At 39.2% G+C, this 12,383-nt stretch carries 11 protein-coding genes; 9 read left to right on the forward strand and 2 right to left on the reverse strand.

The window, feature by feature from the left end; genetic code table 11:
* Positions 1-332: 332 nt before the first annotated feature.
* Entirely contained in the window at positions 333-968 is a 636-nt protein-coding gene (locus HMPREF0106_RS14380; protein WP_004309558.1) for an HU family DNA-binding protein, read from the forward strand.
* Positions 969-979: 11 nt separating this feature from the next.
* The gene (locus HMPREF0106_RS28110; protein WP_255344231.1) at positions 980-1,108 is read left to right on the forward strand and encodes a hypothetical protein; all 129 of its coding nucleotides are present in this window, start codon (positions 980-982) and stop codon (positions 1,106-1,108) included.
* Between the two features lie 82 nt (positions 1,109-1,190).
* Here the strand turns inward: HMPREF0106_RS28110 and HMPREF0106_RS14375 are convergent, their stop codons facing one another.
* Positions 1,191-1,658: a hypothetical protein gene (locus HMPREF0106_RS14375; protein ID WP_008642832.1), complete on the reverse strand. Its 468-nt coding sequence runs from the start codon at positions 1,656-1,658 to the stop codon at positions 1,191-1,193.
* Positions 1,659-1,995: 337 nt separating this feature from the next.
* Between HMPREF0106_RS14375 and HMPREF0106_RS14370 the strand changes: the two genes are divergently transcribed.
* From HMPREF0106_RS14370 to HMPREF0106_RS25420, 3 genes are all read left to right on the forward strand, one after another.
* The gene (locus HMPREF0106_RS14370) at positions 1,996-3,015 is read left to right on the forward strand and encodes a DUF2059 domain-containing protein (protein ID WP_009039748.1); all 1,020 of its coding nucleotides are present in this window, start codon (positions 1,996-1,998) and stop codon (positions 3,013-3,015) included.
* Positions 3,016-3,099: 84 nt separating this feature from the next.
* Positions 3,100-3,417, forward strand: coding sequence for a DUF4369 domain-containing protein (locus HMPREF0106_RS28415; RefSeq protein ID WP_232286770.1), 318 nt, complete (start codon positions 3,100-3,102; stop codon positions 3,415-3,417).
* 99 nt (positions 3,418-3,516) lie between these two features.
* Positions 3,517-4,293, forward strand: coding sequence for a TlpA disulfide reductase family protein (locus HMPREF0106_RS25420; RefSeq protein WP_232286771.1), 777 nt, complete (start codon positions 3,517-3,519; stop codon positions 4,291-4,293).
* A 120-nt stretch (positions 4,294-4,413) separates the two neighbouring features.
* Here the strand turns inward: HMPREF0106_RS25420 and HMPREF0106_RS14365 are convergent, their stop codons facing one another.
* On the reverse strand, positions 4,414-5,481 hold the full coding sequence (locus HMPREF0106_RS14365; RefSeq protein ID WP_009039749.1) for a M20 family metallo-hydrolase: 1,068 nt from the start codon (positions 5,479-5,481) through the stop codon (positions 4,414-4,416).
* Positions 5,482-5,725: 244 nt separating this feature from the next.
* Here HMPREF0106_RS14365 and HMPREF0106_RS14360 point away from each other — a divergent pair, with 244 nt between their 5' ends.
* The 4 genes from HMPREF0106_RS14360 to HMPREF0106_RS14345 all read left to right on the forward strand — a co-directional run bounded on the left by HMPREF0106_RS14360 (position 5,726) and on the right by HMPREF0106_RS14345 (position 12,363).
* Positions 5,726-6,271 (forward strand): RNA polymerase sigma-70 factor, encoded by a 546-nt coding sequence (locus tag HMPREF0106_RS14360; RefSeq protein WP_008642840.1) that lies wholly within the window; start codon positions 5,726-5,728, stop codon positions 6,269-6,271.
* 52 nt (positions 6,272-6,323) lie between these two features.
* Positions 6,324-7,313, forward strand: coding sequence for a FecR family protein (locus HMPREF0106_RS14355; protein WP_004309565.1), 990 nt, complete (start codon positions 6,324-6,326; stop codon positions 7,311-7,313).
* Between the two features lie 183 nt (positions 7,314-7,496).
* Positions 7,497-10,778 carry a SusC/RagA family TonB-linked outer membrane protein gene (locus HMPREF0106_RS14350; protein ID WP_032851269.1) on the forward strand — a complete coding sequence of 1,094 codons (3,282 nt, stop codon included), beginning with the start codon at positions 7,497-7,499 and terminating at the stop codon, positions 10,776-10,778.
* Between the two features lie 25 nt (positions 10,779-10,803).
* The gene (locus HMPREF0106_RS14345) at positions 10,804-12,363 is read left to right on the forward strand and encodes a SusD/RagB family nutrient-binding outer membrane lipoprotein (RefSeq protein WP_004313866.1); all 1,560 of its coding nucleotides are present in this window, start codon (positions 10,804-10,806) and stop codon (positions 12,361-12,363) included.
* Positions 12,364-12,383: the final 20 nt, after the last annotated feature.

Genomic DNA, 12,383 nt, shown 5'->3' on the forward strand with positions numbered 1-12,383 from the left:
CAATCTTATCCATTACTGTTTATTATTTAGACGTGAAGATAATGAAATACCAGAATGAATACAATATAAATAATCAATATATCAATTGAAGAAGCCCGAAGATTAAAAAGGATGAAAGCAATAGGTGGCATGACCATGTAAAGTTGTGACACGTCTATATGAGGAAAAGTAACTAGGAAGACTTTATTTATTATTAGATATACAAGAGTATTGCCATTAAATAAGTTTTGAGAAGAGAAGGGAACTATTGATTATTAAACAATTAGCACTCGTGCGTTTTCCCTGTAAAGTTTTTACATGAAATATATTCACTATCAAAACGTTAACTACTAATGGCTATACTTTACGATTGGTATGAGAATCCCGGTGAGTCCGATGATTCGGAAGAGAAAGGTTTGCATCCCCGCATTTTTTTGAATGGTAAGGTGGGAACGGATAAACTGTGCCGGATGATTCACGGACGCAGTTCGCTTTCTGTAGGTGATGTAAAAAATGCGTTCGAGATGCTTGCCCAAATTTGTGGTGAAGAACTACGTGAAGGACGCGAGGTACATATCGAGGGGCTAGGCTATTTTGCCCCTATTTTGAGGAGCACGCAAAAGGTGACCCGCAGTACTAAAAACAAATGGTCGAAGATGGAACTGAAAACAATCGGTTTCCGTCCGGATGCTCGCCTGCGGGGTGAATTGGTAGGTGTCAAAGCCAGCCGGAGTAAGTATGCGCGCCATTCGGAGTCTTTGTCGGAGGTGGAGATAGATATGCGGCTGAAGGAATATTTCGCCGATCATGACGTAATGCTTCGTTATGATTTTCAGGAGGTATGCTGCATGACACGGACTACGGCGAACCGTCACCTCCGGCGATTACTGGAAGAAGGCAAATTGAAAAATATCGGCAAACGTATGCAGCCGATTTATGTGGCTGCAGCGGGTTATTACGGGGTGTCTCGTGATGTGCTTCGGCGGTAAATGGAAACGATTTGAATTGTGTAGGTGAAACCTTTGAAAGTAGGATAGAAGGGCTTTGCATGGTCGCTTTCACCCGCTTTCCTGCTCTGGATGGAGGTTTCAGGAAGAAGGTGAAAGCGGTGAAGGATGTAGTCTTATAGATGATTTACTTTCATTGTTTGATTGAATAGTAAGGCTTTTTTAGTTATCTGTTAAATTGATAATATATCTGCTTAGAGGGGATTATCTAATAGCATCGAACTTCAGTGTCCCGTTTACGTCGATAATTTTCAAAGTACGGTTACCCTTTATTCCCATATCAATGAAATTGACCTTGTATAAACCATTTCCCAATGCAGTTACTGATGTTACTTTAGATATGTCGCTTGGTCCGTCTTGCATACCTGTTCGGAAGTTCCATATCGCATATCCTTCGCCGTCATACTCGTAGTTATCTTTCAGCTGCTTTTGCAATTTGGCTGTACAATGCTTTTTTACTGCCGGAACATAATTCTTTGCTCCAAAAACGTAGTTTGCGTAGAAATCTTTGATGAACTGAATGGTTTTGGTATTGTCCACTTTAGGTGATTGTAGAATAATGGCAGTCCCATTGGCGAGAACAGCCTCATTGTCGAGACAACAAGCTTGAATTTGTATGGGTTGTAGGGCAAATCCTAGATGAATGATATATAAAAATAAAATCTTTTTCATATTCGTATATTATGTATTTTGAAAGTCTTATTTAGATTTAGCGACCTATTGCAAAGATAGCGTTAATTACGAAAAATGAACGAAGTATGTGAGAAAAAGATAATAATATCATATTAAAAGCTGAAATGAATTGTTCAACGTAATTTTGATAAGAGAGGGGAATGAATGTTATAATTAGCGATGAATAGGGGATATTTTGTTTATCTATACATTGCAGGGCAGCCGGATAGTAGCCTCATTGATTGTACTATTCTATTAAATGATATAGATTTAATGTGTATCTTTGTAAAAAATGCAAAATAAAATATGGAATCAAAATAAATGAAATCAGATAATTATGAAAAACATTTTTCTTCCTAAAGTAACGATGTGTATAATTGCACTGCTTGCTTTAATTTTATCAGCTTCTGCACAAAATACAAATGCGACAGATGAGTACAAAGAAACGTTGAAGAAAATCATGGATTTTTCTGGTACTTCGACTACTACGGGTGACTTTCTCCAGAGATTATCATCTATAATGAAATTGAATGCGCCGAAAAAGGATGAGGCTTATTGGAATGAGTTCTCTAAAAACTGGAAAGAGAAAGTAGAAAATAAGGTGTTTGAAATGTATATGCCTGTTTATGAGAAGTATTTTACATTGGAAGAATTAAAAGCTGTTGCTGCATTTTATGAATCTCCCGTAGGTAAAAAATATAAAGAGGCTTCATTGATTGTTATGCGTGAGACAACGCCGTTGTTAGTGCAGCAACTCCATACCGAGATGTCCAAAGAGGTAATGCCGGAGAAAAGTGAACGAGTAAAAAGAGGTGAACAGCGGTTGAAAGAATATGAGCAAAAGAAGAAACGTGATAAAGAATTATATGCACAAGCTTATATGCTTCCTAGTGATAGTATAGTTGTAGTTCCTGAAGAAGTGTATGAGAAAGCGTATGAGAATGGGATGTCTACAAGTCCTTCTTTATATTCGATTGAAAGGAGAAAGAATGATACTAAAGTGACATTCATACAACCTATTTATTGGGATTGGCAATGGTTGTATTATAGTCCGGGATTTAAGATTATCGATAAGAAAAGTGGCGATGAGTATAATGTGCGGGGATATGATGGTGGAGCTCCGATGGGGAGGCTGTTGGCTGTCAAAGGATTTAATCATAAATATATTTATATCAGTCTTTTATTCCCGAAACTGAAGAAGAGTGTGAAAGAAATAGATATTCTTGAGTTGCCGCACAAAAAAGATAAAGAACAGTTGCCTTCTAATGATGATGGAAAGTCTAAATCATATTTTAATGTAAAGGTGAAAGATTATCAGGTCGTTTCCGATAAGAAAAATAAGAAGATCTATTATTAGTTCAAATGATTATTAGAATTTGAAATGACAATAGTAGGTATTAAACATGAGTGTGAACTTTTTTTTGGTATAAACTTATTCCGTATGAGAAATCGAATTATGATTTTATGCACGTTTTGTGCTATTGCTATATTTTCTTCTGCACAAGGAAAGTTTTCGATTAAAGGCAATGCTGGTGAGAAATGGAATAATCAGTTGTTGTATTTGTGTCTGATGGATGATGGAGAAAAAGCCAAAGAAGTCGTTCTCGACAGTGCAAAAGTGAAAAAGGGAAAGTTCTCTTTTTCTGGTGTACGTCAGACACCGAATATTGCACTTATTAAGGATAGGGATGGAGAAACTTATCCGTTGATTCTCGAAAAAGGAAAGATTGTGATCAATCTTACCACGAGGACCGTATGAGGTACGCCGCTGAATGATACTTTGGATGTGGCTTGGAAAGGAATGCAGTCGGTGATAAATAATAACAAACAAATAGTGAAAAGTAATATTTCACTTGTCATGAGCCAAAAATCCGGAGAGAGTTTTAGAGAAGCACTGAAACGGGATACTGCATTTGCTGCAATATGGCGGAGAAATGTGGAGATAGATTTGGCACAGAGGGATTCGATTCGCGCTTTTGTAGAAGAACACCAAAACAGTTTGGTGGGAGTATTTCTGTTATCTTTAAAAGAAGTGTCTATATATCACAGTCTATTGGAAGATATGATGAGCGAGGCTTCTTCTGTGTTTGCGCAGCATGTATTGGTGAAAGATAAATTAGAAAAAATGAGGCAAATGGCCCGGCGTTTTGAGGCCGAGCGTGAAAAGAAAATGACTCCGGAGGAGCGTGAAGAACAAAAGAAACGGCAGGCAATGGACGCTAAGATAAAGATTGGCGAACGTTTTCCGAACGCTAAGGTGAAAGACAATGCTGGAGAGATAAAACAGTTGTCCGACTATGTAGGTAAGGGGAAGTATGTGTTAATAGACTTTTGGGCTTCATGGTGCGGTCCGTGCCGGAATGAAATGCCCAATGTGAAAGCTGCTTATGAGAAATATGCTTCTAAGGGATTTGAGGTGATTAGTATCTCTATAGATAAGAAACAGAAAGCTTGGAGGACTGCTATTGAAGAACTCGGAATGAACTGGACACAAGTATTGAATGTGGATGCTGCTGATGTATATGGTATTTATGCAATACCCAAAACTTTTCTTGTAGATCCGGAGGGCATTGTTGTTGCAAAAGATTTAAGAAGTAAGAAGCTGGAAAAGACATTGTTTAATCTGTTGGAATGATTGTTGTATTATAGTATCGTGATTTGCTAATCTGGATGAATTTGTTCGTATTGGTGGACAATTCATACCTGCCGTGACAGTTATATCGGATTTCTTACAGCAAGTATGAATAGCTATGGCTTAAATCAGAAGCCCGTCCAATAGCTCTAAATAAAGTCCAATAGCTTCTTCTATTTCTTTTAACATGATATATTCTTCTGCCGTGTGTGAGCGTGACGAACGGCCCGGACCTATTTTCACTGATGGAAAGGACATTAGTGCCTGGTCGGACAATGTTGGAGAACCAAAAGGAACGCGTCCTAGCTTCACAGCTTTTTGAACAAACGGATGTCTCTCGTCGATTCGTGAAGAATTGAGACGGAATGAACGAGCTTGGGCTTCACAGGAAATATGCTTTTTGATTTCAGCAAACAATTCTTCATTTGAGTAAAGCTCGTTACTCCGGACATCGACGATGAAAGTACATTTATCGGGAATCACATTGTGTTGTGTACCGGCATTGATAACAGTGACACTCATCTTCACGGGACCCAACAAGGGTGATTCTTTCTCAAAACGATAGTCACGGAACCAAGCTATGTCGTCTAACACCTTGTAAATTGCATTGTCTCCTTCGTTACGTGCTGCGTGGCCTGCTTTACCTGTTGCGGTCACATCTAGTACCATTAATCCCTTCTCGGCAATGGCAGGTTGCATTTCTGTAGGTTCTCCTACGATAGCGAATGAGACTGGAGGAAGTCCCGGCAATACACTTTCAATTCCGTTTTTTCCTGAGACTTCTTCTTCACAAGAGGCTAGATAAATCAGATTGTATTTTTGCGAAGTACGACATAGTTGCAGGAACACCTGTAATAACGAAACAACGCTGGCACCGGCATCGTTACTTCCTAATCCATATAACTTACCGTTTTCTTCACGTGGAGTGAACGGATCTTTCCGCCAACCGTTAACCGGTTTCACTGTGTCTATGTGGGAGTTAAGTAAAATAGTCGGCTTCTTCAGATCAAACATCGGACTAAAGCACCACACATTATTTCCTTTACGTCCCGTCTGCATACCTGCCATTTCAATATAGTTTTGCAGGAAATCCGCAGCCTGGGTTTCTTCCCGACTGATTGAAGGAATACTAATCAGTGATTTAAGCAGGCTTACAGCCTCTGTTGTCATATACGGAATATCATATTTCATAGTGCAAATCTTTTATCTATACCTTAATCTTTGCACAAAGATAGTCGTTTTGCACAGTTGTTTCAAATAAAAATAATGAATTAATTCTTATCTATTGATTATTAGTTGCTTAGGTCCGGAAAACTATTGAAATCTTTCTTTTTTTGATTCTTTTCTTATGAAAAAGGTTGTTGATAAATTATTTAATAATTAACTTTGTTGAAGGGTTTTATATTTTACTTGTTAATCTTAATGGATATACATGATGATTATCACACGAATGGAAGATAAAGTTCTTCGTTTTAAAAAGTTTTTTGATCTGAATTTTCCCAAAGTAAAAACTTTCGCATGGCAATTGTTAAAATCAGAAGAAGATGCAGAAGATATAGCTCAAGATATTTTTGTTAAGCTATGGGAGAAACCGGATTTATGGTTAGAACGTGAAAAATTGGATAGTTATTTATATACAGTTGTACGAAACCATATCTATAATTTTTTGAAGCATAAGGCTGTTGAATATGACTACTTGGATGTTGCAGCAGAAAAAATGCGAATGGCGGAACTGGGATTGCCTACGCCGGATGATGAATTTTGTGCTCATGAACTTGAGCTTTTTGTTCAGATGGCTCTTGAACGCATGCCGGAACAGCGCAGGCGTGTTTTTTTAATGAGCAGAGAGGAAGGGATGACTTCACCGGAAATTGCTGAGAAGTTGAATGTTTCGGTTCGTACAGTTGAGCAACATATCTATAAAGCCCTTCAAGATCTAAAAAAAATCATTTTATTTTTATTTTTTTTCTATTTAGACTAAGTATGTATGTCTGGCAAGTTGTCTCTTATATGTAACACTTGATTTGGTATAGATGAAAAGTAAATTGGAAAAACAGCTACGCTCTTTTATTGACTTTGATTATTCAAAGCGGACAATCGACAGATTTCATCGTTGGATGATTAGTCCTGATTCTGCAGAAGAGAAAGAAATGGCGCTTCATAATTTATGGTTTAAGACGAAAGGAAAGTTTGGACACGGTATGGAGCATTCGTTTCAGCAGGTATTGGATAAAATCGGCATTGAATATACTCCAATGGTTACGAATGTAAATCGTTGGAAGTTGTGGAAATCTGTTGCGGCAGCTGCTGTTATCGTCATTCTGTCTGTGACAACTACTTTGTGGGTAAGTTATAATCATTTTGACAGGGACAATATCGCAATGGTGGAACATTATGTGAATAATGGGGCCAGAGAGACAATCAGTCTTCCGGACGGAACTACTGTATGTCTGAATTCTGGTTCATATGTATTTTATCCTGAAAATCTGGAGGGCAAGACCCGAACGGTTTATCTGATGGGAGAAGCCGAATTTAAAGTGGCAAAAAATCCGGAGAAACCTTTCATTGTGCGATCATCAAATATGGCAATAACTGCCTTGGGAACAGAGTTTAATGTGAAAGCTTATCCGGAAGAAGATATAATAACCACTTCTTTGATCGAAGGGAAAGTACGAGTGGACTGTAATGATACGATTAGTTATGTTTTAACTCCCGGATATCAGGTTGTGTATAATAAATGTACAGCTGACTGCCAAGTGCTGACTGCCAACATGAAAGATGTAACGGCATGGCAACGAGGGGAAATTGTATTTAATAAAGCCACAATTGCTGAAATTATACAGACATTGGAGCGTCATTTTGGAATTATGTTTTATGTTTCTACGAAGAAACGTAATCAGGATCGCTACAACTTTGTGTTTAAAGAAAATGCAGGGCTGGAAGAAGTTTTGGAAGTGATGCAAGTGGTTGTCGGCCAATTTGATTATCGTTTGAAAGACAATGCCTGCCATATAATTTGGTAATGAATATTTTTCTTATTATTTAACGCTCAATTTACTCCGCCTATGTAGAAAAATATCCGGAGAAGGCCCCACCTACTCCGGATATGAAATAAGTTTAGTATTAAAATGGTGTAAAAAATAGTTTACTACCTTTGTTTGACTTGAGAAAATATTATGATTTTAACACTAAAACGCTACTAAGATATGAATTTATATCTGAAAAACATTAGAAAAAGTATATTAATAATTTGTCTGCTATTAGTAGGGTCAGCGATTTATGCTCAGAATAGTAGTAAAATAACAATAAAAAGAAAAAATATTTCACTACAGGAAGCATTGGCTGAAGTCAGGAAGTTAACCCACATGTCTATTTCTTATAATGATTCTCAACTTCCTGTGAATAGAATATCTTTAGATATTGAAAAACAACCTTTGGAGCAAGCTTTGAAAGTAATTCTTAAAGGAACAGGTTTTACATATTTGATAAAAGATAATTATATAATGATTGTGCCGGAACAAAATATCAAAAAGGCTAAAAGCAGAAATATATCCGGCAATGTTGTAGATGCGAAAGGAGAACCGTTAATCGGAGTTACAGTGATTGAAAAAGGAACAACTAACGGTGCGGTGACCGATTTGGATGGCAATTATAAAATAACAACTAAGACTGCAACGCCTGTTCTTGTTTTTTCATACGTAGGTTATCAGACAAAAGAGACTCATGCTACAGAAAATATTGTCAATATTGTTTTGGAGGATGGAGCTCAGGAACTGGGGGAAGTGGTCGTTACGGCTTTAGGAATTAAACGTTCAGAGAAAGCATTAAGTTATAATGTTCAGAAAGTGGGCAATGATGCTGTCACTACTGTGAAGAGTGCCAATTTCATGAATTCATTGTCCGGTAAGGTTGCAGGAGTGAATATCAATGCTTCCTCAGCTGGTATGGGCGGCGCTGCCCGTGTGGTGATGCGTGGTCCGAAGTCTATCAGCCAAAGTAATCAGGCTCTTTATGTTATTGATGGTATTCCTGTGACTGGTAGAAGCCAGGGAGAATTGAAGGGGGATGCAATGATGTATGCGAATCAGCCGGGGACAGAAAGTATTGCGGATGTCAATCCGGAAGATATCGAGTCTATTTCGGTGCTTAGCGGACCGGCTGCTGCCGCTCTTTACGGTTCGGCTGCTGCTCAGGGAGTGGTTATGATTACTACTAAGAAAGGGCAAGAAGGAAAAGTGTCCGTCACGATTTCTAATAGTTCACAGTTTGCCAATCCATTTGTAATGCCAAAGTTTCAGGACCAATATGTGAATCGTCCGGGGGAGATAAAAACTTGGGGAGATAAAGCTGCTTCGGAATTCGGTACTTATGAACCGGCTGATTTCTTTAATACGGGTAGTAATATTCAAAACAATATTTCACTGACAGCAGGTACTAGCAAGAATCAGACATATCTTTCTGTGGGTACGACGAATGCACAAGGGATTATTCCTAATAACTCATATGATCGGTATAATTTTACGTTTCGTAATACCACCTCATTCTTGAATGATAAGATGACTTGTGATTTTAACTTTAATTATATTCGTGAGAAAGATAAAAATCTGATGGCTCAAGGTCAGTGGTTTAACCCTTTGACTTCTCTTTATCTTTTCCCGAGGGGAGAAAGTTTTGATGCAATCCGTACATTTGAGGTATATGATCCTGTTCGTAAGATATATGTGCAAAATTGGAACTATGGAGATGCTCTTAAGATGCAGAATCCTTATTGGGTGGCAAACCGTATGAATCGCACTAATGACCGGAATCGTTATATGGTGAGTGCCAGCCTGAAATATGAAATATTAGACTGGCTGAATGTTACCGGGCGTTTGCGCTGGGATGATGCTGCCACTAAGCAGGAAGATAAACGGTATGCCTCTACATTAAAGTTGTTTGCACCTTCCGATTACGGTTTTTATGGCTATGATAAGATTAATGATCAGACATTGTATGGAGACTTGATGCTTAATATCAATAAGACATTAGGGGAGAATTTTAGCATTTCTTCTAATATGGGTGCTTCATTTTCCCGTTTGAAATATGATGTTACCGGTTTTCAGGGAGGTCTGAAAGCTCCTTCTAATGTGTTTACACCGAATGCTATAGATTATGGAAACGCAACCAATGACAATCGTCCTATTTTTGAGAGCTACAAACATTATATCAATTCAATGTTTATCAGTGCCGAGTTGGGGTATAGAAGTATGCTTTACTTGACTCTGACCGGTCGTAATGATTGGGACTCAGCTTTGCATGGAACCGCACAAACATCATTCTTCTATCCTTCTGTAGGGGTATCTGCGGTTATTCCGGAAATGGCGAAGATGCCACAAATGATTAATTATTTGAAAGTACGTGCTTCGTGGGCGTCTGTCGGTTCGGCCATTGAGCCTAATCTGTCATCGGCATGGAGGTATGAATATAATCCCGCTTTGGGAACTTATAAAACAGTAACTTACAAATTTCCGAAGAAATTTTATCCGGAACGTACGGATTCATGGGAGGCAGGTGTCACTGCACGCTTGTTTGGAAATGCTTTGTCTGTTGACTTGACTGTTTACCAATCCAATACACGCAAACAGACATTGTTGCGGGATGTTACGTCTGGAGCTGCAGGTTTTAATAAGGAATATATTCAAACAGGTAATATCAGGAATCGTGGATTGGAATTATCGGTGGGATATACTAAATCCTGGGCGGATTTTACATGGAGCTCTTCATTGGCTTACAGTATGAACCGTAACAAAATAGTAGAACTGTTGGAGAATCCTAATGAGGTGGTAAGGCAGGCAGGACTTAGTGGTTGCGGAGTAGTCCTGAAAAAAGGTGGTGGTATGGGCGATATTTATACATATACTGACTTTAAGCGTGATGCTGAGGGGAATATCGCTCTTGATTCCAACGGGAATGTGATGCAGACCAACTTGTCCAATCCACAATACCGGGGTTCGGTATTGCCTAAAGGCAATCTTGGTTTTTCAAATGATTTTTCATGGAAAGGTGTGAATCTGGGATTTGTCCTGACTGCGCGCCTGGGAGGTATATGTATGTCACAGACACAGGCTATTCTGGATGAGTATGGCGTTTCAGCGGTGAGTGCTGAAGCACGAAATAATGGTGGTATAGCAGTAAATACCGGAAAAATCTCAGCCGAAGGATATTATGCGGTAGTAGGTGGAGACAATCCTATATGGTCCGAATATATTTACAGTGCGACCAATGTACGTTTACAGGAAGCTCATATTAGCTATACTTTACCTAGAAAATGGTTGAAGAGTAAAGAACTGACCTTGGGAGTGACTGCCAATAATCTGTTTATGATATACAGGAAGGCTCCGTTTGATCCGGAATCAACTGCGTCAACAGGGACTTATTATCAAGGGTTTGATTATTTTATGCAGCCAAGTTTGCGTACCCTGGGATTCAACATCAAATTGAAACTTTGATATTAACTTAAAAAAAAGAAAGATGATGAAGAAAATAAATATAGTGAGAAGTTGGTTGATCGGTTCATTTGTTCTATTCGGGATTACCTCTTGTACTGCGGGGTTTGAGGATGCTAACCGTCCGGGACATGAGACTTCGTTGGAAGAGCTTGGACGAGACGACTATGCGGTTTCCTCTTTTATCACAGAGTTGCAGAACTTTGCTTTTCCTGAACAGGAGAATACTTATCAAAATACGGAAGATCTTATTGGTAATTATTTGGGGCGTTACATGACTTATGTGAAGCCGGATTTTTCGGTGAAGAATTATACTTGTTTTAATGCATCGGACGATTGGAAAATCGTACCGTGGCGGGACGTGTTTGCCAAAGCGACGTCTTCATTTAATGCTGTGGCTGTCCTCACACAAGAAGAGGGCCCCATGTATGCATTGGCATTAATTTTACGTGCGCAGTTAATGTTGCGTTTTACTGATACATACGGTCCTCTTCCTATTGGGGTGGAAGAAGATGCCAATGCTTATTCTTCTCAAGAGAAAGTGTATAGCCATCTCATAGAGACTCTGGATAAAGCAATTTCCATCATAACTCCTTTGGTGGAGACGAATCCGGGATTGGTTTTGAAAGCGGATGCGGATAAGGTGTATGGAGGTAAAATGAATCAATGGTGTAAATTTGCAAACTCGTTGAAGTTGCGTATGGCCATCCGCATGCGATTTGTCAATCAGGATGAAGCTCAGCGAATTGCTGTGGAAGCGTATAAAGCGGGAGTTATTGAACAGAACGAGGACAATTGCGCTATAACATATATTCCCAATGGACAGTATAAGACTTCTGTCGACTGGGGAGACAGTCGTGCCTGTGCCGATTTGGAAAGTTATATGAATGGTTTTGGCGACCCGCGTATTTATCAGTATTTTAAAAATACGGAAGAATATGGTAGACGTTCGGTTGTGGGTTGCCGTGCAGGTGCCAACGTGACCAATAAGGACCTTGCTATGAAAAAATATTCTGCTGCCAATATTGAGGAAGACTCAAGGGGAATGTGGATGACGGCTGCCGAGATGACATTTTGCCGGGCTGAAGGTGCGATGTTAGGTTGGGATATGGGAGGAACTCCCGGTGCGCTTTATAATCAGGCGGTTCGTTTGTCGTTTGAACAATGGGGGGTGGCCGGCCAGGAATATTACTACTTGGAAAATTCGGAAAACACACAAGAGTATTATTATGATGCTGCGGATGGATATGGAGGCAATCATGCACCTGTCAGTACAATCACGGTGAAGTGGGATGATAATGATTCCCCCGAAAGAAAAATGGAAAGGCTGATTGTACAGAAATGGATTGCTTTGTTTCCTGATGGTCAGGAAGGATGGAATGAAATACGTCGTACCGGTTATCCTTGCGTATTTCCTGTGGCTCAGTCCACCAATGGATACGATCTGGATGTGCCGAATCGTATTCCGTTTGATCCGAGAGAGATGAATGGCAATAATCAGGAAAATTATCGGAAAGCTGTTGAAATGTTAGGCGGGAAAGATGATTATGCTGCAAGGATGTGGTGGCAAAATGGCGGTAACAAGTAAGAAATCTAAATGTAAAAAGC

Source organism: Bacteroides sp. D22, from assembly GCF_000163675.1.
GTDB classification, from domain to species: domain Bacteria; phylum Bacteroidota; class Bacteroidia; order Bacteroidales; family Bacteroidaceae; genus Bacteroides; species Bacteroides xylanisolvens.